We start from the raw sequence: 22,406 nt of genomic DNA on the forward strand, positions 1-22,406 counted from the left end.
CGAACTACCAAGCGTGATCCACATGATCACCAACCTCGAGTTCTACCGCCAGGCCACGTGAATAGCGCTCTCAGTTGCGCACCCACGCCCTCGGAGCGCACCCGGCGCGCAATCGTCCCCAGATGTGATGTCTCAGGACGTCGGTGACGGTTCTGCATCAGGACATGGGTGACGATCGGTATGTCAGGACTTTGGTAACGCTTCGGCGATCTTGGGGCGAGGCCCGCGGGGTCGTCCGTTGCCGACGTACTTGATGCCGGGTGCGGCCCGTCGACCGCGCACGCCTGCGCAGCTCGTAGAACGACTTGCGCGAGATGCCGTACTCCACACAGAACGTCGTCACCGACCCGCGCGGCGCGTCATCCGGCCACCTCGAGATCGCGAGACGGACACGAGGATCGACAGGTTCGCTGGCAGCCATCCCAACAGCCTCAGCGACGACGAAGTGTCACCACCAAGATCGCTGGAACTGTCACCGATGTCCTGCGAGATGACACGATCGTCCACAGATCTGACTGAGGGTCTAGAACAGGTGTTCGAATCCCGGTAGACTCGGGGTATGACGACGACGCTCCCCGACCGTGCGGCTGACAGGGCCGCCGCCCCGGCGGACGATGTCGCGCGGATGCGCCAGGAGGCGTCCCGGCTGGCGGGGATGGCGCGGACCTGGGCGCCGGGAATCACCGAGCTTCTGGACGCGGAACGCCGACCCACCGGACCGGGCGGTCAGAGCCGGACGGCCGCTGCACTCGGTGCCCGCACGGTGCCGACGCTGGCGGACCTGGACACCGCGCTGGACGAGATCACCGCCATCGAGGCCCGGGTCGCCACGCTGCACGCCCGACGGGCGGAGCTCGTCGCGCACGTCATGGTGCTGGCCGAGGCGCTGGAGCTCGATCTGGTCGACGACACCGACCCGGTCGTGCGCTCGGCGCCGAGCGCACGACGCCTGGAGCTCGCCCGTCGTGCCGTCACCGCCGAGCTCGCGACCACCCTGCACGTCGGGGAGCACGCCGCGGGCACCCTGGCCGACCATGCCCTCACCCTGACCGGCAAAGCACCCGCGACCCTCGCAGCCCTCCGCGCGGGACGACTCTCGTGGGCGCACGCCATCGCGGTGTCCAAGCACGTGGCCGACCTCACCTCTGCCGAGGCCGCCCACGTCGAAACCTCGGTCCTGACCACGGCCGTCGGCACCGACACCGTCACGTGCACCCCCGCCCAGCTCGGGCGCCACGCCCGCTGCGCCCGCGAGACCGCACACCCGGTCCCGGCCGACGTCCGCCATACCGAAGCCGTCACCCGTCGCTCCGTCTGGCTCGACGACGGCGCCGACGGCATGGCCTGGCTGGTCGCCAGCTTGCCCGCCGCCCTCGCGCACGCCGCCTACGACCGGATCACCCGCACCGCACGACACCTCATCGCCGATGACCGCACCAGCGGCACCCGTGGCATCGGCGGCGAGAACATCCGGGACGGGCGCACCCTCGGCCAGGCCCGCGCCGACACCCTCGCGGCCCTGCTTCTCGACGACGGCACCCTCGACCGCTCCCCCGTCGGCCACTCCACCCCAGCCGACGTTCACGACGCGGACGACGCGGACGACGCGGACGACGCAGGCGACGCAGGCGACGCAGGCGACGCAGGCGACGCAGGCGACGACCGCATCGCCGTGCTGCTGCACGAGCAATCCGCGATGGCGTCCCTCGCGCGCTCGATCCGCCCCCAGGTCACGGTCACCGTGCCCGCGCTGACCCTGCTCGGCATCACCGACGCCCCGGCCACCATGAACGGCCACGTCCCCATCGACCCGGAAACGGCCCGGCGGCTCACCGCCCTGGCACCCTCGCTCCGGCGGATCCTGACCCATCCCGAGACCGGCACCGTCCTGTCCGTCGGCCGTACCACCTACGCGGTGCCCGCCGACCTCAAGAACCTCGTCACGACCCGCGACACCACCTGCCGCTTCCCCGGCTGCACGCACCCCGCACGGACGGCCGACCTCGACCACACCACCGCCTGGGTCGATGGCGGCGCCACCAGCGCCACCAACCTCACGGCGCTCTGCCGCCGACATCATGTCCTCAAGCACCAGTCGTCATGGCAGGTCGCCCGGGTCCCCGCCGCGGGCGAATCGGGAACCGGCTGGGGCAGCACCCTCGAATGGACCTCGCCCACGGGCCGCACCCACATCACCCGAACAGAGCCCATCGACACCACCCGCCACCGCACGGTGCCCCACGGTCACGAACCACCGGACCACGACGCACCGGACGATTCACGCGCAGCTCTCAGTCGCGGAACAGGACCTTGAACCGCTCGCACACGACCTGCATCGACGGGTCGAACTCGCCTCCGGCGGCAGCCTGCGTGCGACGCCAGAAGCGCTCGTGCTCCGTGCGCCACGACTCCAAGGTGCGGTCGTCCTCGCCCTCGAGATAGGCGTGCTCGGCCGTGACCTGGTCGAACGGCACCGTCTCGACCCGCGTCGTGCGGATCAGGGCCCGCGGCTCCCCCTCGCCGTCGAGCAGGATCGACAGGTCCCCCTTGCCCGGGAGCGGCTCCTCAGCCACCTCGTATTCGACGACGAGCGACGCCGTGGCCGTCTTGGTCCCGTCGAGGACGAAAGCCAGGAGCGCGTCCGCGAGCGCCGGGTTGTCGCCGAACGCCCAGGCCGGCGGGGGCACCACGTTCTCCGACCGCTCGCCCACCGCACCGCCGTGGCTGGTGCGGCCGGCGCTCGGCCGGGCAGCGTCCCAGAACCGGGTGATGCTGTCGGCCTGCTCGGTGTCGTCCAGCCCCGGGTTCGCGTCGTCGGTCATGGGCCCATCCTGCCAGGATGACCGGTGTGGACACCCGCGTCGCCGCCTACGCCCTCGTCGTCGAGGACGGACAGATCCTGTTGCCCCACTGGTCCAGCCCTGCAGGCTCCGGCTGGACGATGCCTGGCGGGGGCGTCGATCCCGGCGAGCACCCGGAGGACGCGACCGTCCGCGAGCTGCGCGAGGAGACCGGCTACCACGTCGTGCTCGACGGCTTGCTCGGGGTGGACAGCATCGTCATCCCCACCGGGGGCCGGGTGGTCGACGACGTCCCGCTGGACCAGCCGCTGCACGGCATCCGGATCGTCTACCGCGCGCACGTTGTCGGCGGCGAGCTCACCGCCGAGGCCAACGGCTCCACCGACGACGTCGCGTGGCACCGGCTGGCCGACGTCGACGCCCTCGACCGTGTAGAGCTCGTGGACGTCGTCCGGCGCTGGGCCGGCCTGCTGGACTGACACCCGCCGGACGCACGTGCGGCCGCCGGCCGGGGGTCTCCCGGGCGGCGGCCGCGCGCGTCGCTGCTGACGGTGTGGGTCAGCGAGCGGCACTGCCCTCCGTGTAGTCGGAGTCAGCGGGCTTGATCCACGAGAACATCTTGCGCAGCTCGCGACCGGTGGTCTCGATCGGGTGCGCCTCGCCCTTCTCGCGCAGGGCGGTGAACTCCGGCGCGCCGGCGTCCTGGTCGGCGATGAAGCGCTCGGCGAAGGCACCGTTCTGGATGTCCGCGAGCACCGCCTTCATGTTCTCCTTGACGTGCGGGTCGATGACCCGCGGGCCTGAGACATAGTCGCCGTACTCGGCCGTGTCGGAGACCGACCAGCGCTGCTTGGCGATGCCGCCCTCGACCATGAGGTCGACGATGAGCTTCAGCTCGTGCAGCACCTCGAAGTACGCGACCTCGGGCTGGTAGCCCGCCTCGGTCAGGGTCTCGAAGCCGTACTGGACCAGCTGCGAGGCGCCACCGCACAGCACGGCCTGCTCGCCGAACAGGTCGGTCTCGGTCTCCTCGGTGAAGGTGGTCTTGATGCCGCCGGCGCGCAGGCCGCCGATGCCCTTCGCGTAGGACAGGGCGAGGCCCCAGGCGGAGCCGGAGGCGTCCTGCTCGACGGCGACGATGACCGGCACGCCGCGGCCGTCGACGTACTCGCGGCGCACGATGTGGCCCGGGCCCTTGGGGGCGACCATGAGCACGTCGTGGCCGGCCTCGGGCTTGATGTAGCCGAAGCGGATGTTGAAGCCGTGCCCGAAGACGAGCGCCGCGCCCTCGTTGAGGTTCGGGGCGATGTCGTCGCGGTACACGTGCCGCTGCACCTGGTCCGGCGCGAGGATGACGACGACGTCGGCTTCCTTGACGGCGTCGGCGACGGACAGCACGCGCAGTCCCTCGTCCTCGGCCTTCTTCACGGACGCCGAGCCCTCGCGCAGGCCCACGCGGACGTCGACGCCCGAGTCACGCAGGTTCAGCGCGTGCGCGTGCCCCTGGCTGCCGTAACCGATGACGGCGACCTTGCGCTGCTGGATGATGGACAGGTCGGCGTCGTCGTCGTAGAACAGCTCAGCCACGGTGATGCTCCTTGATCTCGGTACTTCGTGGGTTTCGGTGGGTCACCGGCAGGGTGACGGTACGCCGTCCGCCTCAGGCGGTGCGCACGCGCTCCAGCGCTCGGTCGGTGATGGATCGCGAGCCGCGGCCCACCGCGAGGGTGCCGGACTTCACGATCTCGCGGACGCCGTAGGGCTCGAGCGCCCCGAGCAGGGCGGACAGCTTGGCGTCGGTACCCGACGCCTCGATGACGACCGTGTCGGGCACGACGTCGACGACGTGGGCACGGAACAGCTCGACGACCTCGAGCACCCCCGACCGCGTGGTCGCGTCGGCCCGCACCTTGACGAGCATGAGCTCGCGCTGCACGGACGACTCGGGGTCGAGCTCGACGATCTTGATGACGTTGACCAGCTTGTTGAGCTGCTTGGTCACGTGCTCGAGCGGGTGAGACTCGACGTCGACCACCACGGTGATGCGCGAGATCTCCTCATGCTCGGTGGGGCCCACGGCGAGGGAGTGGATGTTGTACGCGCGGCGCGCGAACAGCGCGGAGACGCGGGTGAGGACGCCCGGCTTGTTCTCGACCAGCACGGACAGGGTGTGACGCGACATGAGTGGCTCCGTCTCTGCTCGTCGGCCGGTCAGTCTTCGGTGTTCATGGGTCGGATCGAGACTGCATTCCGCTGCAGCCGAGTGCCTTGCTTCGCTGCGGCCCTCAACTTCCGCTTCATTCCGCTCAATCCTCCCGGTCCCACGCGGGCGAGATGCCACGCGCGTACTGGATGTCGTCGTTGGGCACGCCGGCGGCGACCATCGGCCAGACCATCGCGTCGCGCGAGACGGTGAAGTCCACGACCACGGGGCGGTCGTCGATCTCCTGCGCCCGCTTGATGGCGGCGTCCACGTCGCGCTCGTGCTCCACCCGGATGCCCTCGCAGCCGTAGGCGTCGGCAAGCTTGACGAAGTCCGGGATGCGCACCGTGCCGTGGCCGGTGTGCAGGTCGGTGTTCGAGTACCGCTCGTCGTAGAACAGCGTCTGCCACTGCCGCACCATGCCCAGCGAGCTGTTGTTGATCACCGCCACCTTGATGGGGATGTCGTTGATCGCGCAGGTGGCAAGTTCCTGGTTGGTCATCTGGAAGCAGCCGTCGCCGTCGATGGCCCACACCTCGCGGTCCGGCTCGCCCACCTTGGCGCCCATGGCCGCCGGGACGGCGAAGCCCATCGTGCCGAGCCCCCCGGAGTTCAGCCAGCTGCGGGGCCGCTCGTAGCGGATGAACTGCGCCGCCCACATCTGGTGCTGGCCCACGCCCGCGGCGTAGATCGCGTCCGGCCCCGCCAGCGCGCCGAGCCGCGAGATCACGTGCTGCGGCGACAGGTGTCCGTCGGCGGTGGCCGTGAAGCCCAGGGGGTATGTCTCGCGCCACGTGTCGAGCTGGTGCCACCAGGCGCCCAGGTCCGGCTTGCCCACCTTGGCGTGCTCGACCTCGAGCGCGGGGACGAGGTCGGCGATCACCTCGCGCAGGTCGCCCACGATCGGGACGTCCACGGGACGGTTCTTGCCGATCTCGGCGGGGTCGATGTCGGCGTGCACGACGGCGGCGTGCGGCGCGAAGCTCGACAGCCGGCCGGTCACCCGGTCGTCGAACCGGGCGCCCAGCGCGACCACGAGGTCGGCCTTCTGCAGTGCGGCGACGGCGGGGACCGTGCCGTGCATGCCGGGCATCCCCAGCTGCTGCGGGTGGCTGTCGGGCACCGCGCCGCGGGCGGTGAGCGTCGTGACGACGGCCGCCCCGGACGTGTCGACCAGCCGGCGCAGCTCCGCCGACGCGCCCGCGCGGATCACGCCGCCACCCACGTACAGCACGGGCCGGCGCGCCGTCGCGAGCAGCTTGGCCGCCTCGCGGATCTGCTTGGCGTGCGGCTTGGTCACCGGGTGATAGCCGGGCAGCGCCAGCTCGGGCGGCCAGGAGAAGGTGGTGGCGGCCGCCATCGCGGACTTCGCGATGTCGACCAGTACCGGCCCCGGGCGGCCCGTCGACGCGATGTGGAACGCCTCGGCGATCGTGCGCGGGATCTCCGCCGGGTCGGTGACCAGGTAGGAGTGCTTGGTGATCGGCATCGTGATGCCGACGATGTCGGCCTCCTGGAACCCGTCGGTACCGATGAGCGACTCGGCGACCTGGCCGGTGATCGCGACCATCGGGACGGAGTCCATGTGGGCGTCCGCGATGGGCGTCACCAGGTTGGTCGCGCCGGGGCCCGAGGTCGCCATCGTGACGCCGACCTTGCCCGTCGCGTGGGCGTACCCCTCGGCCGCGTGCCCGCCGCCCTGCTCGTGCCGCACCAGCACGTGGCGGATCTGCTTGGAGTCCATGAGCGGGTCGTAGAGCGGAAGGATCGCGCCGCCCGGGATGCCGAAGACGTTCTCTACGCCCACCGACTCGAGGGAGCGGACGATCGACTCGGCGCCGGTGACCTCCTCACCGGACACGGCTCGGTCGGCGGGTCGCGGCGTCGTCGTGCGCGCGGCCACCTGGGCGGGGGTCGGGTTCGGCTGGACCATCGGTCTCTCCTGCCGGTCGGTCTGCGGGGCGAAAGTGTCGGTGCAATGAAAAACCCCCCGGTCCCGGAATGCAGGGACTGACGAGGGGTGAGCGCGCTGACGAAGCGGTGCGAGGCCTCAGCCGGCGCGCCCGGGAAGAAGTACTACGAGAATCGTCTGCACGGATCGAACGTTACGCCCGCGCCCCAGGGATGTCACGTCGTGAGCCCGGTGTCCCACCATGCGGGACGGGTGCGGGACGGGCGCGGGACACCGGGCTCACGACGGCCGATCGGCAGGGCTCGTCAGCCCACGTCGCGACGTCGGAAGACGACGACCGCGAGCAGCGTCAGGACCGCCGCGATGCCGAGGACCAGCAGGCCGCCCTGGGCCGTGGTCACCACGCGGTCGACCGAGACGCACTCGTACATGCCGTCCGTGCCCGGCGAGCAGGTGTCGACGGTATACACCGCCCCGCCCTGGAGCCACGCCGTCAGGCCCGTGGTCGGGAGCCAGCGTTGCAGCTCGCCCAGCGGGTAGCCGAACACCAGGCTGCCCCAGGCGACCACGGCCACGACGCCGACCGCGGCGGCGGCGTGCCTGAGCAGCACGCCCAGCGCGACGCCCACCGCGGCCAGGACGATCCCGGCCGCCACGAGCCGCCCCGTGTAGGCCGCGACCTCGGCCCAGACCTCGCCCGTCATGTCGCCCAGCGTGCCGAAGTGGGCGAACGTCGCGTAGGAGGTCCCGACCAACAGCGCGAAGCCCACCAGGACGAGCGGGATCGTGCCGACCGCGGCGGCCGCCGCCTTGGACCAGTACACGCGCTGCCGGCGGGGCTCGAACGTGAGCCACATGCCCAGCGATCCGCTGTTGACCTCGGCGGTGACGAAGCTGATGCCGACCACCAGCGCGACCATGAGCAGGAGCATCGCGAGGTCGTCGAGGGAGGACAGCCCCGCCCAGCCGTTCCACACCGAGCCCTGGATCTCCTCCACCGCGGCGGCGGTCCCGGCGTCGTCCGTGCGGCTGTCCTCCGCGCCGAACATCATCTCGGTCTGTTCGGCGTCGGGGACGAACGTCTCCGAGGGCGGCAGGTAGTACTCGAGCCGGGGGCCCAAGTCGTCGCAGCTCCACTCCTCGGAGGTGGCGCCCTCGGCCTCGGCCGACTCCTCGCACTCGGCGACCATCTCGGCGCCGTCGTCCTCCCACATCTCCAGCTCCGCCGCGTAGGAGGCCTCCGCCGCGGCGACCTCCTGCGGGCTCGGCGGCTTCGCCGTGGCGTAGGAAGTGGCCACGCTCAGCGCCACCAGCGCGAGGACGCCGACACTGGCCCACCGGGTGACGCGGCGCGCCCACAGCCGGCGCAGCTCGACCCGCAGCAGTCGCATCATGACTCCACCCCCGCCGTGGGCAGGCTCGCCGGCCGGCTCGACGACTCGGGCGCGCCCCCGTGGGCCGGTACGGGCGCCGCGCCGGCCCGCTTGGTGCGGTCGCCGCGGTGCGTGTGCCCGCCCGGCGTCTCGTGCGCGGTGAGGCCGAGGAAGACGGACTCGAGGTCCGGCTGCAGGGGCGTCAGCTCGTGCACCCAGACGCCCCGCTCACCGAGCGCGCGGTTCACCTGCGCGGCGTCGGGCGCGCCGTCGACCACGAGCGCGTCGTGCTCGCGCCGCACCAGCAGGCCGCTTGTCTCCAGCACGCTGGTCGCGATCGTCACGTCCTGCGCCGCGACCCGCAGGCGCACCGACCGCGTCGCGGAGTCCGTACCGAGCAGGTCGGCCACCCGCCCGGCGGCGACGAGCCGGCCCCGGGCCACGATGGAGACCGTGTCCGCGATCTGCTCCACCTCCGCGAGGATGTGGCTCGAGACCAGCACCGTCTTGCCCTGGTCCGCCAGCCCGCGCATGGTCTGGCGGATCTCCCGGATGCCGGCTGGGTCGAGGCCGTTGGTGGGCTCGTCGAAGATGAGCAGGTCGGGGTCCTTCAGCAGGGTCGCGCCTATCGCGAGCCGCTGCTTCATGCCGAGGGAGTACGTGCGGTACTTGTCCCTGGCCCGGCCCGTGAGCCCGACCTCGTCGATGACAGCGTCCACGCGGCCCGGGGGCGCGTCGATCGCGTCGGCGAGCAGCGCCAGGTTGCGCCGGGCGCTGAACGCCGGGAAGAACTTGGGGCTCTCGACGATGGCGCCGACCCGCCCGACGACCTCCGGCAGCCGCTTCGGCACCTCGCGCCCGAAGATCGTGGCCGAACCGCGGTCCGGACGCACCAGCCCCAGCAGCATGCGGATCGTGGTCGTCTTGCCCGACCCGTTGGGGCCGAGGAATCCGTGCACGCCGCCGACCGGCACCTGCAGGTCGAGGCTCTCGACCCCGACCGACCTTCCCCGCACGCTGCGGTACGTCTTGCGCAGGCCTCGCGTCTCGATCGCCAGGTCTCCGCCCATTGCCAGGTCTCCGCCCTCGGGCAGGGTCACCGCCACCTCCTCGTGGCCGTGCTCCCGCAGGCCTGGTCCGACCCGACCGGCGCCGGCTCCCACCGGGAGCATAGCGGGCCGACGGCGCTGGTCACAGGGGTCGTCCAGGGCTCCCGCGGCGGGTCCGCCAGGCGCGGCTCAGCCCGCGCGCCAGGCCTCCGCGCGGCCGGGGATCACGGCGATGTCCACCTCGTTGCCCTCCGGGTCGGCGACCGTGCGCCAGAACGGCGACTCGGCGTCCCGGACCACGCGGCCGCCGGCCGCGACGGCGGCGGCGACCCGCGCGTCCGCGGCGTCGGCCGGGACCCGGACGTCCACGTGGACGCGGTTGCGCTGGTCGCGCGGGGAGCGCATCGGCTGGAGGAAGACCGACGGGCCGCGCAGCAGCGGGTCGTACAGGTCGGTGTCGCCGCGTGGCGCGTAGCCCAGGGCCGCGGCCCAGAACCGCTGCACCGCACCGACGTCGAGCGCGTCGAACGTGAGCTGCACGTCGCGGAGCGCCGCCGGCTCCGCGCGCAGCCCCAGGTCGCGGGCTGCCTCCTGCGCGCGCTGCGCCACGGCCAGCCGGCCGGCGTCGATCCAGCCGTCCTCGGGCGGGCCCACCCGCAGCGTGACACCCGCGTACCGCAGGTCGGCGAACAGCGGCACCCCGACGTCCTCGGCGATCCGGGCCGCCCGCGCGACCAGCTCGACGCCGGGGTCGAACCCGTCCGTCGCGTAGTGGGCGGCGGCGCCCTGCAACACCCGCCAGTCGTCGACGCCGCCCGCGGCGCGGAACTCCTCGGGCGTGAGCAGGCCCTCGGCCAGGTCCTCGTCGAACCCCTCCCACGCCAGGACGTCGGCCTCGTTGCCCTCCGCGTCGGCCAGCGTCCACCAGTGGGGGATGAACTCCTCGGTGGTGACGCGCCCGCCGGCCGCGAGCGCCGCGTCCACGCGCGGGCCCCGCTCGTCGTGGGGCACGAAGACGTCGAGGTGCAGCCGGTTGCGCAGGGGCCGGGGCTCGTCCATCTCCTGGAACCAGATGCCCGGCCACCTCCCGTGCGGGTCGAGGAGGTCCTCGTCGGAGCGTCGGTGCCCGAGCACGGCGCCCCAGAACGGCATGATCCGCTCGCGGTCGGAGGCGTCGAACGTGAGGTCCACGTCCTGAACGGACGCCGGATCAGCCGCCAGACCGAGGCCGGCCGCGGTCGCGGAGATCTCGCGGGCCAGGGCGACGTCGCGCCCGCTCAGGCCGTCGATGTCGTGGGACGCGACGCGCACGACCACGCCCTCGGGCCTCAGGTCGACGTCGGGATGGTGGTCGGCGCCGTCGGCCAGCACCCGCACGTGCTCGACGAGGACCGCGCCCTCGCCCAGCGACCGGGTGCGGAACAATGCGGACGCCCCGCGGGCGAGCGCACGCCAGTCGCCGGTTCCCTCCGCGGCCTCGAACTGCGCCGGCGTGATCTCGTCGCCCGGCTGCCCGGTCTCACCCGTCGTGCCCTCGGACATGGTCGCTCCCGTCGCCGTCGCCTCCGCCCACCCTGCCGCGCGCACGCGAACCACGCGCGCGCTGGGCGATTCGACGGCTCGGCAGGCCAGCGACTCGACGGTTCGACAGGTCAGCGGCCCGGCGGGTCAGCGGCTCGGCGGGTCAGCGGGCGCGCCGGGCGGGCGCCAGCAGCGTGCGGTCGCGCCGATGCCGTTCCAGGCCACCACCGTGACCACGAGGGCGAGCACCGCGGCGGCGGCTCCTCCCCGACCTCGGCCACGAGGGCGTCGACGACGGAGCCGGGCACCTCCGCGGCCGAGACGCGCACCACGGCCCCGGCGAGCTCGAGCGCGGCGCGCTCGGCCACCGTGAAGACGCTCGACTCGCGCCAGACTGGCAGCGCCAGCCGCCGCTGCACGTCGACCCGACCTCCGTCGCCGCCGTCGAGTGCAGGTCTACGCAGTAGGCGCAGCCGTTGATCTGCGAGGCGCGCAGGCGGACCAGCTCGCGTTGCGCGGGGTCCAGCCCAGCGCGTTCGGCGTCCGCGGCCGAGGCTGCAGGCCCTCGCCCCCGAGCACGTCGTCTACGCGGGCACGGCCAGCAAGACGCTCTCCCCCGCGGTCGGGCTGGCCTGGGGCGCGGTCCCCGCAGCGCTGGCGCCCGCGCTCGCCGAGGAGCGCCGACGGTCCGGCGCCCGGCCGGCCCGGCTCGGGCAGCTCACGCTCGCCCGCTTCGTCGACGACTACGACTACGACTACGACTACGACTACGACTACGACTACGACTACGACTACGACTACGACTACGGTGCGCGGGCGTCGCGCCGCGTACCGTACGACGCCGTCAGGTACGCGCCGGCTCCGGCGGGATCTCCAGCTCGCGGGCGGCCTCGCTGATCTGCCGGGCGAGCTTCACGTCCCGCGCCGACAGCCCGCCGACGTCGTGGGACGACGTGCGCACGGTGACGGCCGGGTAGCGCAGGTCCACGTCCGGGTGGTGGTCCAGGGCGTCGGCGATCTCGCCGATCGCGTCGACGAACCGCACCCCCGCCGCGAACGAGCCCGTGCGGAACGTCGCCTCGGCGGATCCGTCCTCCGCGCGCCATGCGGCGACTCCGTCGGCGGTGGTGAACTCCTCGGGCGTGATCGTGTCGCTCATGTGCCCAGCATCGCCCGTCCGGGCGCAGTTCGCCCGCGCTCCCCCGGGATGCCCGCGCACCCGTGCCCGGTCAGCCCAGCACGGCGCCGCGCGACGCCGAGCCCACGAGCTTCGTGTACTTGGCGAGTACGCCGCGGGTGTAGCCGTGCGGCACCGGCGCCCAGTCCGCCGACCGGCGGTCGGCGAGCTCGGCGTCGTCCACCAGCAGGTCGAGCGTCTTGCGCGCGACGTCGAGCCGGATGCGGTCGCCGTCGCGCACGAACGCGATCGGCCCGGCGTCCACGGCCTCGGGCGCGATATGCCCCACGCACAGCCCGGTGGTGCCGCCGGAGAACCGCCCGTCGGTGATGAGCAGCACGTCCTTGCCGAGCCCGGCGCCCTTGATCGCACCCGTGATCGCGAGCATCTCGCGCATGCCAGGCCCACCCTTCGGCCCCTCGTAGCGGATCACGACGACGTCGCCCGCGGTGATCGTGCCGTCCTCGAGCGCGTCGAGCGCGCCGCGCTCGCGCTCGAACACGCGGGCCGTGCCCTCGAAGACGTCGGAGTCGAAACCTGCGGACTTCACGACGGCGCCGTCGGGCGCCAGCGAGCCGTGCAGGATCGTGATGCCGCCGGTCGGATGGATGGGGCGGTCCAGGGCGCGCAGGATCTTGCCGTCCGGGTCGGGCGGCGCGATCTCGGCGAGGTTCTCCGCCACGGTGCGGCCGGTCACGGTGAGGCAGTCGCCGTGCAGGAGCCCGGCGTCCAGCAGCGCCTTCATCACGACGGGCACGCCGCCGATGCGGTCGACGTCGTTCATCACGTAGCGGCCGAACGGCTTGAGGTCGCCGAGGTGCGGCACGCGGTCGGCCACGCGGGAGAAGTCGTCGAGCGTGAGGTCCACCTCCGCCTCGTGCGCGATGGCCAGCAGGTGCAGCACCGCGTTGGTTGACCCGCCGAACGCCATCACCACGGCGATCGCGTTCTCGAACGCCTCCTTGGTGAGGATCTGCCGGGCGGTGATGCCGCGGCGCAGCATCTCGACCACGGCCTCGCCCGACGCGTGCGCGAACGCGTCGCGGCGCCGGTCCGCCGACGGCGGCGCGGCCGACCCGGGCAGGGACATGCCCAGCGCCTCGGCCGCGGACGCCATCGTGTTCGCGGTGTACATCCCGCCGCACGCCCCCTCGCCGGGGCAGATCGCGCGCTCGATCCGGTCGACGTCGTCCCGGCTCATGAGCCCGCGCGCGCACGCCCCCACGGCCTCGAACGCGTCGATGATCGTCACGTCCTTCTCGGTGCCGTCCGACAGCTTCACCCAGCCCGGCATGATCGAGCCCGCGTAGAGGAACACGCTCGCGAGGTCGAGGCGCGCGGCGGCCATGAGCATGCCGGGCAACGACTTGTCGCACCCGGCGAGCAGCACGGAGCCGTCGAGCCGCTCGGCCTGCATCACCGTCTCCACGGAGTCGGCGATGACGTCGCGTGACACGAGCGAGAAATGCATCCCCTCGTGCCCCATGGAGATGCCGTCGGAGACGGAGATGGTGCCGAACTCGAGCGGGTACCCCCCGCCGGCGTGCACGCCGTTCTTCACGGCCTGCGCGAGCCGGTCGAGCGAAAGGTTGCACGGCGTGATCTCGTTCCACGAGCTCGCGACGCCGATCTGCGGTTTCGCGAAGTCGTCGTCGCCCAGGCCGACGGCGCGCAGCATCCCGCGCGCCGCCGTCGCCTCCAGGCCGTCGGTCACCTGCCGGGAGCGGGGCTTGAGGTCAGGCGTGGTCGCAGCGTCGGTGCTCATGGGCTCGACACTACGAACCCCCCGCCGGTTGAGCCCGTCGAAACCCCGCACGCCAGTTGAGCCCGTCGAAACCAGCGGCGTGGTTTCGACGGGCTCAACCAGCGGGTGGGTCAGCGGCGGGAGATGAGCGACACGTCGCGCACGGCGCCGCGGTCGGCCGACGTCGCCATCGCGGCGTACGCCTGCAGGGCCGGGGACACGTAGCGGTCGCGGTTCAGCGGCTGCCAGGGGTTCTCGCTGGCCTCCATCTTGGCGCGCCGCTCGGCGAGCACCTCGTCGGGCACGTTGACGCGGATCAGCCGGGTGTCGACGTCGATCTCGATCTCGTCGCCGTCCTCGATCAGGCCGATCGTGCCGCCGGCGGCCGCCTCCGGGGAGATGTGCCCCACCGAGATGCCGCTCGACCCGCCGGAGAACCGGCCGTCGGTGATGAGCGCGCACACCTTGCCCAGGCCGCGGCCCTTGATGTACGACGTCGGGTAGAGCATCTCCTGCATGCCGGGCCCACCCGCCGGGCCCTCGTAGCGCACGACGACGACGTGCCCGGGCTCGACCTGCTTGGTGAGGATCTTCTCGACGGCCTCGTCCTGCGACTCGCAGACGAGCGCCTTGCCGACGAAGTGGAAGACGTCCGGGTCGACCCCGGCGGTCTTGAACACGGCGCCGTCGGTGGCGAGGTTGCCGCGCAGCACCGCGAGGCCGCCCTCGACCGTGTACGCGTGCTCGAGGTCGCGGATGCAGCCGTCGGCGGCGTCGGTGTCGAGGGCCTCCCACACGTTGGAGGTGGAGAACGCCTGGGTGGTGCGCACCCCGCCGGGGGCGGCGTGGAAGAGCTCGGTCGCACGGTCGGTGGCCTTGCCGCCGCGCACGTCCCAGTCGTCGAGCCAGGCCCGCAGCGTCGGCGTGTGCACGGAGGTGACGTCCTGGTCGAGCAGGCCGGCGCGGTCCAGCTCCCCGAGCAGCGCGGGGATGCCGCCGGCGCGGTGCACGTCCTCCATGTGGAAGTTCGGGTGGTTCGGCGCGACCTTGCTCAGGCAGGGCACCCGGCGGCTGATCTCCTCGATGTCCGTGAGGTCGAAGTCGATCCCGCCCTCCTGGGCGGCGGCGAGGATGTGCAGCACCGTGTTCGTGGAGCCGCCCATGGCGACGTCGAGCGTCATCGCGTTGGCGAACGCCGCCTTCGTCGCGATCGAGCGGGGTGCGGCCGAGTCGTCCTCGTCCTCGTAGTAGCGCCGCGCGAGGTCGACGATCGTGCGGCCGGCGTCGAGGAAGAGCTCCTTGCGGGCGGAGTGTGTGGCGAGCGTGGAGCCGTTGCCCGGCAGCGAGAGGCCGAGCGCCTCGGTGAGGCAGTTCATCGAGTTCGCGGTGAACATCCCGGAGCACGAGCCACAGGTGGGGCAGGCGTTCTCCTCGACCTGGGCGAGCGCGTCGTCGGACACGTTGTCGTCGGCCGAGTAGTTGATCGCGTTGATCAGGTTGAGCGGGGTCTTGGCGACGCCGTCCGCGACGATGGCCTTGCCGGCCTCCATCGGTCCGCCCGACACGAAGATCACGGGGATGTTGAGGCGCAGCGCGGCGTTGAGCATGCCGGGCGTGATCTTGTCGCAGTTGGAGATGCACACGAGGGCATCGGCGCAGTGCGCGCCCACCATGTACTCGACCGAGTCGGCGATGAGGTCGCGGCTGGGCAGGGAATAGAGCATCCCCGCGTGTCCCATCGCGATGCCGTCGTCCACCGCGATCGTGTTGAACTCCTTGGAGACGCCGCCGGCCTCACGGATCGCCGAGGCGACGAGGTCGCCCATGTCCTTGAGGTGCACGTGGCCGGGGACGAACTGCGTGTACGAGTTCGCGATCGCGATGATCGGTTTGCCGAAGTCCTCCGACCCCATGCCGGTGGCGCGCCAGAGCGCGCGGGCACCGGACATGTTGCGGCCGTGGGTGGATGTCCGAGAGCGCAGGGGACGGCTCATGTCAGCTCCTTCGACGAACGGTGCCGCGCCGCGGCGGACGACGGCGACGCACGGGCACGCTACGCCCGCCGTCCCGGATCGCGGGCATTCGTCCGACCCGTGGTCAGTTTCCGCGAGAACGCGTGGCTGGAGGGCAGCTCCCCACGACGGGCTACCTGGGCTCGATTCGGGCCGGCGACACGTGGGGGCTGGGGCGCGCCCTGGGCCGCCTCCCGGCGGTCACCCGCCCGCCGTGTGCACGCCCTCCAGCTCGTCCGCGTGTCGGATGTGCCGCGTGACCCACGGCGCGAGGGCGAACAGCGCGAGCCCGAAGACGAGCGCCACGGCGCCCATCCCCCCGAAGTAGACGGTGTCCGACACACCCTCGGTGGCCTGGATGACCTGCGCCGTGATCGCCTGGCCCGCGGCCGGGGCGAGGAACCACAGCGCCATCGCCTGCGAGCGGAAGGCCTTCGGCGCGAGCAGCGTCGTCGCGGCGAGCCCGACCGGCGAGAGACAGAGCTCTCCGACGGTCTGCACCACGTACACGGCCACGAGCACCCAGGCCGGCACCCGCGCGTCACCCGCCACGGACGACGCGAACGCCAGCCCGAGGAACGACAGGGCCACGAACGTCAGGCCGAGGGCGAACTTGTTGGCGGTCGAGGGCCGGTCGTCCGACTTGATCCAGATCCATGCGAAGACCGGCGCCAGGACGATGATCGCGAGCGGGTTGACCGACTGGAAGAACGCCGGGCTGATCTCGACGCCGAAGATGTCGAGCTGCGTGCGGTCGCGCGCGAACACCGAGAGGGTCGTCGCGGCCTGCTCGAAGATCATCCAGAAGAGCATCGCGGCGACGAACAGCGGGATGTACGCCACGACGCGCGGACGCTCGGCGTCGGTCACCTTGGGCGAGCGGTACATCACCACGAAGTAGGCGATCGGCGCCAGAAGAGCCAGGTAGGCGAGCGTGTCGATGAACGTGCTGACCGTGAACCCGCCCGACACGAGGACGGCCACGAGAGCGACGAGAACGATCGCGCCGAGGATGATCGCGAAGAGCCGCGCGATCTTCGGGTACTCCTCCCGGGCGACGGGGTTGGGCACGTACGCCCCCGCCTTGCCGAGGTATCGGCGGCCCGCGACGAAGAACACGAGCGCGACGGCCATGCCGACCGCGGCGACGAGGAAGCCCGCGTGGTAACCGAACGCCCGCTGCACGATCCCGACGATGATCGGCGAGAAGAACGACCCCAGGTTGATGCCCATGTAGAAGATCGAGAACGCCGAGTCGCGACGCGGGTCCTCGCGCGCGTACAGCTCCCCGACCATCGACGAGACGTTCGGCTTGAGCAGTCCGGTGCCGATGGCGACGAGGGCGATGCCCATCGTGGAGAAGCCGATCCCGGGGATCGCCAGCGCGACGTGGCCGGCGGCGATGATGATCCCGCCGTAGAGCACGGACCGGCGCGACCCGATGACGCGGTCGGCGAGCCAGCCGCCCACGACGGACAGCAGGTAGACGCCGGTGCCGTAGATCGACACGAGGGCGGCGCCCGTGGTGTCGTCGATGGCGAGGCCGCCGTTGGCCACGGTGTCCGTGAGGTAGTACAGCAGGATGGCGCGCATCCCGTAGTAGCTGAACCGCTCCCACAGCTCCGTGGTGAAGAGCGTCATCAGCCCCATGGGATGGCCGAAGAACCCGTGGTCCCCCGCGATCGGTCCGGCGGCCGCCGGGGTCCCGGGACCGGGGGGCGCACCCGCGTCGGGCTCGACCTCGAACTCGCGGTCCCCCGCGTCACCGCGTGCAGCCATGCCTTCGATGCTCCCACCGGCTCGCGAGGCCTGCGACGCGAGCGGTGGGGCCACGGTGGGCCGGGTCGACGATCGGGTCAGCGACGGTCGAGCTTCACCTGCCGGTTGACGTCCTTGTAGAGCAGGTCGCGGAACGGCTTGGGGCCGCCGGCGTAGCAGGCCTGCGGGCAGAAGGCCCGCAGCCACATGAAGTCGCCCTCCTGGACCTCCACCCAGTCGCCGTTGAGGCGGTAGACCGCCTTGCCCTCGAGCACGTACAGGCCGTGCTCCATGATGTGCGTCTCCGCGAACGGGATGGAGCCGCCGGGCTGGAACGTCACGATGTTCACGTGCATGCCGTGCGCAAGGTCGTCCGGGTCGACGAAGCGCGTGGTGGCCCACGCGCCGTCGGTGTCCGGCATCGGGCGCGGCTCGACGTCCTGATCGCGAGTGACGAACGTGGTGGCCCGGTGGCCCTCGATCGGCTCGTACACCTTGCGGACCCACTGGAAGGTGGCCTTGGCGTCCGACCGGTTGTGCAGCGACCAGTCGTCGCCGGCCGCGAGGTAGGCGTAGCCGCCCGGTTCGAGCGTGTGCTCCGTGCCGCCGACCGTCAGCACGAGCGTGCCCTCGGTGACGAAGACGACCGACTGCACCGTCGGGCGAGCACCCACAGTCGGGTCTTCTCCCAGCCGGGCAGGTTCGAGGTGACGATGTCGCGCAGCACGCCGCGCGGGATGACGGTGTACGCCTCGGTGACGATCGCGCGGTCCGTCAGGAGCTCCGACTGGTCGGGCAGCCCGCCCTGCGGGGTGTAGTAGCGCGTGGTCTGGGGCGGCTGGTCACGTCACACTCCTCGTCGGGCCGGTGTCAAGGTCGCTCACGCACAGTTCAGTCGGTGCCGAAACCCGCGTGGAACTCGTCCTCGAGGATGCTCATCACCACGGCGTCGGTCCAGCCGTCGCCGTCGCGGAGGGCGTCGCGCAGGCGACCCTCCTCGCGGAACCCCAGGGACTCGTAGAGGGCCCGCGCCCGCGGGTTCATGCTCGACACCGACAGGCTCACCCGGTGCAGCCCGGGGCCCTCGGTCGCGAACGCGAACCGCAGCACCTCGGCGATGGCCTCGCGGCCGTAGCCGCGGCCACGGTAGTCGGGCATCATCCGCAGGCGCAGGTTCGCCGAGAGCAGGTCGAGGTCGACCTGGTCGAGCGAGATCTCGCCCAGGAGGTCGTCGCTGACGAGCTCGCCGTCGCGCACCGCGGCCGACGTGACCGCCCAGTCGTAGCGTCCGGGCCGGTCCGCGGCGGTCGCCGCCCAGGCGTCGACCTCCGCGCGGGTGGACGCGCCGTTCGTGCCCATCCCCGACAGCCGCGCGCTCTCGGGGTCGCGCAACGACGCCCAGAGCCGGTCGGCGTCCCGCGCCTCGAGGGGGCGCAGCCGCACCAGCTCGCCGTGCAGGACCGGCGACCTCACCCGGCGATCCTCTCCAGGACCAGCTCACGCACGCGCTTGGCGTCCGCCTGGCCCCTGGTCGCCTTCATCACGGCGCCGATGATGGCCCCGACCGGCCCCTGGTTGCCGCCGCGCACCTTCTCCACGACGTCGGGCTGGGCCGCGAGCGCCTCGTCGATCGCCGCGAGCAGGGGGCCGTCGTCCGAGACGACCTCCAGGCCGCGGGCCACGACGACCTCCTCAGGACCGCCCTCCCCGGCAAGCACGCCGTCGAGCACCTGCCGGGCGATCTTGTCGTTGATCCGCCCGGCGTCGACGAGCTGCTGGAGCTCGCCGATCTGGGCGGGGGTGATCGCGAGCTCGGCCAGCTCCACCTCGTCCTGCTTGGCGCGGCGGGCCAGCTCGCCCATCCACCACTTGCGGGCGGCGGCGGGCGTGGCGCCCGCGGCAACGGTCGCCTCGATGATGTCGAGAGCCGCCGCGTTGACGACGTCGCGCATCTCGGCGTCGGCGTAGCCCCACTCGTCGTGCAGCCGGCGCCGGCGCGCCTGCGGCAGCTCAGGGAGCGTGGCGCGGATCTCCTCGACCCACTCCCGCGACGGGGCCACCGGCACGAGGTCGGGCTCGGGGAAGTACCGGTAGTCCTCCGCGTCCGACTTCACGCGGCCGGGCGACGTGCTGCCGTCCTCCTCGTGGAAGTGCCGCGTCTCCTGGATCACGGTCTGGCCGGCGTCGAGGATGGCGGCCTGGCGCGAGACCTCGTACCGGACCGAGCGCTCGACGGAGCGGAACGAGTTGACGTTCTTGGTCTCCGTCCGGGTGCCCAGCGGGGACTCCGGGGTCGGCCGCAGCGAGAGGTTGACGTCGGCGCGGACGTTGCCGCGCTCCATGCGCGCCTCGGAGATGTCGAGCGTGCGGAAGATGTCGCGCAGCGCCTGGACGTAGGCGCGGGCGACCTCGGGCGCGCGCTCGCCCGTGCCGGTGATCGGCTTCGTGACGATCTCCACGAGGGGGATGCCGGCACGGTTGTAGTCCACGAGCGAGTACTCGGCGCCGTGGATCCGCCCGGCGGATCCGCCGACGTGCGTGTTCTTGCCGGCGTCCTCCTCCATGTGCGCGCGCTCGATCTCGACGCGGTACACCGTGCCGTCCTCGAGCTCGACGTCGAGCCAGCCCTCGAATGCGATCGGCTCGTCGTACTGCGACGTCTGGAAGTTCTTCGGCACGTCCGGGTAGAAGTAGTTCTTCCGGGCGAAGCGGCAGGTCTCGGCGATCTGACAGTTCAGCGCCAGGCCGATCCGGATCGCGTACTCGACGGCGGTGCCGTTGAGGACCGGCAGCGCGCCGGGCAGGCCGAGGCTCACCGGGGTGGTCTGGGTGTTCGGCTCCGCGCCGAAGGACACCTCGGCCGGGCAGAACATCTTGGTTCGGGTGCCGAGCTCGACGTGCACCTCGATGCCGAGCACCGGGTCGTAGCGGCGCACGGCGTCGTCGTAGGCGACGAGAGCAGGGGTCGTGATGGTCACAGCGATGGTCTCCTTTCTCCGTCAGCCGAGCTCGGGTGCGCGGGCGAGCAGGGGGGCGCCCCAGGTGGACTCGAGGGCCGACTCGAGCGCGGCGCCGACGCGGTACAGGCGGTCGTCCGCCTTGGCCGGCGCGAGGATCTGGAAACCTGTTGGCAGGCCGGCACCACCCTCCGACGAAGCAGCCAGCCCGTTCGGCACGGACATGCCCGGCACCCCGGCGAGGTTGGCCGGGATCGTCGCCACGTCGTTGAGGTACATCGCGAGCGGGTCGTCGAGCTTCTCGCCCAGCTTGAACGCCGTGGTCGGCGCGGTGGGCGAGACCAGCACGTCGGCCTGCCCGAAGGCGGCGGCGAAGTCGCGCTGGATGAGCGTGCGCACCTTCTGCGCGCTGCCGTAGTACGCGTCGTAGTAGCCCGCGCTCAGCGCGTAGGTGCCGAGGATGACGCGGCGCTTCACCTCGTCGCCGAAGCCGGCGCCGCGGGTGGCGCCCATGACCCGCTCCGCCGTCACGGGCCCGTCCTCGGGCTCGACGCGCAGGCCGAAGCGCATGCCGTCGAACTTCGCGAGGTTGCTCGACGCCTCCGCCGGCATGATCAGGTAATAGGCGGCAAGCGCGTAGTCGAAGCTCGGGCAGGAGACCTCGACGATCTCGGCGCCCGCCTTGGTCAGCAGCTCGAGGGACTCGTGGAACCGCGCGAGCACGCCCGGCTGGTAGCCCTCGCCCTGCAGCTGCGTCACGACGCCGATCCGCAGGCCGGACAGGTCGCCCAGCGCGCCCTGGCGGGCCGCGGCGACCAGCGGCGGCAGCGGCTCGGGGATGGACGTCGAGTCGCGCGGGTCGTGGCCGCCGATGAGCTCGTGCAGCAGCGCCGAGTCCAGCACCGTGCGCGTCACCGGGCCGGCCTGGTCGAGGGACGAGGCCATCGCGATGAGGCCGTAGCGCGAGACGCCGCCGTAGGTGGGCTTGACGCCGACGGTGCCGGTGACGGCACCCGGCTGGCGGATCGAGCCGCCGGTGTCGGTGCCGATCGCGAGGGGAGCCTCGAAGGCCGCGACCGCGGCCGCGGAGCCGCCGCCCGAGCCGCCGGGGATGCGGTCGAGGTCCCACGGGTTGTGCGTGTTGCCGTAGGCGGAGTGCTCGGTGGAGGAGCCCATGGCGAACTCGTCCATGTTCGTCTTGCCGAGAATCGGTAGGCCCGCGGCGCGGAGCTTCTCGACGAGCGTCGCGTCGTAGGGCGGGATCCAGCCCTCGAGGATCTTCGAGCCCGCCGTGGACGGCATGCCCTTCGTGACGACGACGTCCTTGACGGCGATCGGCACACCGGCCAGCGCGTGCAGCTCCTCGCCGGCGGCCCGGCGCGCGTCGACGTCGGCGGCCGTGGCCAGCGCGTCGTCGGAGCTCACGTGCAGGAAGGCGTGCACGTCGCCGTCCACCGCCGCGATCCGGTCGAGGTGGGCGCGGGTGGCCTCAACGCTCGTGGTCTCCCCGGCGGCGAGGGCCTCGGCGAGGCCCGCGGCGGTGAGGCGGGTCAGGTCGGTCATCTCACTCCTCCCCGAGGATCTGCGGCACGGCGAACCGGCCGCCCTGGGCGTCCGGCGCGGCGGCGAGCACGTCGTCCACGGGCAGCGCCGGCTGCGGCACGTCCTCGCGGAACACGTTCGTCATGGGCAGCGGGTGGCTGGTCGCGGGCACGTCGGGGGTGGCGACCTCGCGCACGCGGGCGATGGAGTCGACGATGACGTCGAGCTCGCCCGCGAGCCGGTCGGCCTCGTCGTCGCGCAGGTCGATCCGGGCCAGGGCGGCGACGCGCGCGACCTCGTCTCGGGAGATGGTGGACATGGCCGCCAGTCTAGTGGTCGGGACATGTCGCACAGGTG

Annotated in this window: 18 protein-coding genes and 2 pseudogenes; 2 read left to right on the forward strand and 18 right to left on the reverse strand. The window is 72.2% G+C overall.

All coding sequences use genetic code 11. From position 1 onward, the window contains the following. The first annotated feature begins 559 nt into the window (after positions 1-559). Positions 560-2,314 carry an HNH endonuclease signature motif containing protein gene (locus AC1C2W_RS19355; RefSeq protein ID WP_495414039.1) on the forward strand — a complete coding sequence of 585 codons (1,755 nt, stop codon included), beginning with the start codon at positions 560-562 and terminating at the stop codon, positions 2,312-2,314. Here the strand turns inward: AC1C2W_RS19355 and AC1C2W_RS19360 are convergent. Next, entirely contained in the window at positions 2,292-2,822 is a 531-nt protein-coding gene (locus AC1C2W_RS19360; RefSeq protein ID WP_495389803.1) for an ASCH domain-containing protein, read from the reverse strand. The genes AC1C2W_RS19355 and AC1C2W_RS19360 overlap by 23 nt on opposite strands. Positions 2,823-2,839: 17 nt before the next feature. On the opposite strand from AC1C2W_RS19360, the gene AC1C2W_RS19365 reads away from it, so the two are divergent. Continuing rightward, entirely contained in the window at positions 2,840-3,280 is a 441-nt protein-coding gene (locus AC1C2W_RS19365) for an NUDIX hydrolase (RefSeq protein WP_495414040.1), read from the forward strand. Between the two features lie 79 nt (positions 3,281-3,359). Here the strand turns inward: AC1C2W_RS19365 and ilvC are convergent, their stop codons facing one another. From ilvC to gatC, 17 genes and pseudogenes are all read right to left on the reverse strand, one after another. Next, a complete protein-coding gene (gene ilvC, locus AC1C2W_RS19370; protein WP_495389805.1) occupies positions 3,360-4,388 on the reverse strand; it encodes a ketol-acid reductoisomerase in 1,029 nt (342 codons plus the stop codon). Positions 4,389-4,461: 73 nt separating this feature from the next. Beyond that, positions 4,462-4,983, reverse strand: coding sequence for an acetolactate synthase small subunit (gene ilvN, locus AC1C2W_RS19375; RefSeq protein ID WP_495389806.1), 522 nt, complete (start codon positions 4,981-4,983; stop codon positions 4,462-4,464). Positions 4,984-5,107: 124 nt separating this feature from the next. Continuing rightward, entirely contained in the window at positions 5,108-6,937 is a 1,830-nt protein-coding gene (locus AC1C2W_RS19380; protein ID WP_495414041.1) for an acetolactate synthase large subunit, read from the reverse strand. A 284-nt stretch (positions 6,938-7,221) separates the two neighbouring features. Then, on the reverse strand, positions 7,222-8,310 hold the full coding sequence (locus AC1C2W_RS19385) for a DUF2705 family protein (RefSeq protein ID WP_495389808.1): 1,089 nt from the start codon (positions 8,308-8,310) through the stop codon (positions 7,222-7,224). Next, positions 8,307-9,359: an ABC transporter ATP-binding protein gene (locus AC1C2W_RS19390; RefSeq protein ID WP_495389835.1), complete on the reverse strand. Its 1,053-nt coding sequence runs from the start codon at positions 9,357-9,359 to the stop codon at positions 8,307-8,309. Before AC1C2W_RS19390 ends, AC1C2W_RS19385 begins: the two co-directional genes overlap by 4 nt. Positions 9,360-9,527: 168 nt before the next feature. After that, positions 9,528-10,880 carry a 4a-hydroxytetrahydrobiopterin dehydratase gene (locus AC1C2W_RS19395; RefSeq protein ID WP_495389809.1) on the reverse strand — a complete coding sequence of 451 codons (1,353 nt, stop codon included), beginning with the start codon at positions 10,878-10,880 and terminating at the stop codon, positions 9,528-9,530. A gap of 110 nt (positions 10,881-10,990) precedes the next feature. Beyond that, positions 10,991-11,278 (reverse strand): hypothetical protein, encoded by a 288-nt coding sequence (locus AC1C2W_RS19400; RefSeq protein ID WP_495414042.1) that lies wholly within the window; start codon positions 11,276-11,278, stop codon positions 10,991-10,993. A 50-nt stretch (positions 11,279-11,328) separates the two neighbouring features. Beyond that, positions 11,329-11,511 (reverse strand): annotated as a pseudogene (locus tag AC1C2W_RS19405) (carboxymuconolactone decarboxylase family protein); the annotation flags it as partial. Positions 11,512-11,703: 192 nt separating this feature from the next. Further along, entirely contained in the window at positions 11,704-12,018 is a 315-nt protein-coding gene (locus AC1C2W_RS19410) for a 4a-hydroxytetrahydrobiopterin dehydratase (RefSeq protein WP_495414043.1), read from the reverse strand. A gap of 70 nt (positions 12,019-12,088) precedes the next feature. Continuing rightward, positions 12,089-13,801, reverse strand: a complete 1,713-nt coding sequence (gene ilvD, locus AC1C2W_RS19415) for a dihydroxy-acid dehydratase (RefSeq protein ID WP_495389812.1) — start codon at positions 13,799-13,801, stop codon at positions 12,089-12,091. 110 nt (positions 13,802-13,911) lie between these two features. Continuing rightward, positions 13,912-15,774: a dihydroxy-acid dehydratase gene (ilvD, locus tag AC1C2W_RS19420; protein WP_495414044.1), complete on the reverse strand. Its 1,863-nt coding sequence runs from the start codon at positions 15,772-15,774 to the stop codon at positions 13,912-13,914. Between the two features lie 219 nt (positions 15,775-15,993). Next, on the reverse strand, positions 15,994-17,571 hold the full coding sequence (locus AC1C2W_RS19425) for a peptide MFS transporter (protein WP_495389814.1): 1,578 nt from the start codon (positions 17,569-17,571) through the stop codon (positions 15,994-15,996). Positions 17,572-17,648: 77 nt separating this feature from the next. Further along, positions 17,649-18,349, reverse strand: a pseudogene (gene allE / locus AC1C2W_RS19430) ((S)-ureidoglycine aminohydrolase). Between the two features lie 92 nt (positions 18,350-18,441). Next, a complete protein-coding gene (locus tag AC1C2W_RS19435) occupies positions 18,442-19,023 on the reverse strand; it encodes a GNAT family N-acetyltransferase (protein WP_495389815.1) in 582 nt (193 codons plus the stop codon). Beyond that, positions 19,020-20,528 carry an Asp-tRNA(Asn)/Glu-tRNA(Gln) amidotransferase subunit GatB gene (gene gatB, locus AC1C2W_RS19440; RefSeq protein WP_495389816.1) on the reverse strand — a complete coding sequence of 503 codons (1,509 nt, stop codon included), beginning with the start codon at positions 20,526-20,528 and terminating at the stop codon, positions 19,020-19,022. Before gatB ends, AC1C2W_RS19435 begins: the two co-directional genes overlap by 4 nt. A 21-nt stretch (positions 20,529-20,549) precedes the next feature. Further along, positions 20,550-22,070: an Asp-tRNA(Asn)/Glu-tRNA(Gln) amidotransferase subunit GatA gene (gene gatA / locus AC1C2W_RS19445; RefSeq protein WP_495389817.1), complete on the reverse strand. Its 1,521-nt coding sequence runs from the start codon at positions 22,068-22,070 to the stop codon at positions 20,550-20,552. 1 nt (position 22,071) lies between these two features. Continuing rightward, complete coding sequence (gene gatC / locus AC1C2W_RS19450; protein WP_495389818.1) at positions 22,072-22,368, reverse strand: Asp-tRNA(Asn)/Glu-tRNA(Gln) amidotransferase subunit GatC; 297 nt, start codon at positions 22,366-22,368, stop codon at positions 22,072-22,074. Positions 22,369-22,406 lie beyond the last annotated feature (38 nt).

The sequence above is a fragment of the Isoptericola sp. Y581 genome, assembly GCF_059445475.1.

Excerpts from the sequence above, each read along its gene's own strand:
- AC1C2W_RS19385 (WP_495389808.1), bottom strand. The coding sequence starts at position 8,310 with ATGATGCGACTGCTGCGGGTCGAGCTGCGCCGGCTGTGGGCGCGCCGC.
- AC1C2W_RS19355 (WP_495414039.1), top strand. The coding sequence starts at position 560 with ATGACGACGACGCTCCCCGACCGTGCGGCTGACAGGGCCGCCGCCCCG.
- AC1C2W_RS19380 (WP_495414041.1), bottom strand. The coding sequence starts at position 6,937 with ATGGTCCAGCCGAACCCGACCCCCGCCCAGGTGGCCGCGCGCACGACG.
- ilvD (WP_495389812.1), bottom strand. The coding sequence starts at position 13,801 with ATGAGCACCGACGCTGCGACCACGCCTGACCTCAAGCCCCGCTCCCGG.
- AC1C2W_RS19410 (WP_495414043.1), bottom strand. The coding sequence starts at position 12,018 with ATGAGCGACACGATCACGCCCGAGGAGTTCACCACCGCCGACGGAGTC.
- AC1C2W_RS19425 (WP_495389814.1), bottom strand. The coding sequence starts at position 17,571 with ATGGCTGCACGCGGTGACGCGGGGGACCGCGAGTTCGAGGTCGAGCCC.
- gatA (WP_495389817.1), bottom strand. The coding sequence starts at position 22,070 with ATGACCGACCTGACCCGCCTCACCGCCGCGGGCCTCGCCGAGGCCCTC.
- ilvN (WP_495389806.1), bottom strand. The coding sequence starts at position 4,983 with ATGTCGCGTCACACCCTGTCCGTGCTGGTCGAGAACAAGCCGGGCGTC.
- AC1C2W_RS19390 (WP_495389835.1), bottom strand. The coding sequence starts at position 9,359 with ATGGGCGGAGACCTGGCGATCGAGACGCGAGGCCTGCGCAAGACGTAC.
- ilvD (WP_495414044.1), bottom strand. The coding sequence starts at position 15,774 with ATGAGCCGTCCCCTGCGCTCTCGGACATCCACCCACGGCCGCAACATG.
- gatC (WP_495389818.1), bottom strand. The coding sequence starts at position 22,368 with ATGTCCACCATCTCCCGAGACGAGGTCGCGCGCGTCGCCGCCCTGGCC.
- AC1C2W_RS19360 (WP_495389803.1), bottom strand. The coding sequence starts at position 2,822 with ATGACCGACGACGCGAACCCGGGGCTGGACGACACCGAGCAGGCCGAC.
- AC1C2W_RS19395 (WP_495389809.1), bottom strand. The coding sequence starts at position 10,880 with ATGTCCGAGGGCACGACGGGTGAGACCGGGCAGCCGGGCGACGAGATC.
- AC1C2W_RS19365 (WP_495414040.1), top strand. The coding sequence starts at position 2,840 with ATGACCGGTGTGGACACCCGCGTCGCCGCCTACGCCCTCGTCGTCGAG.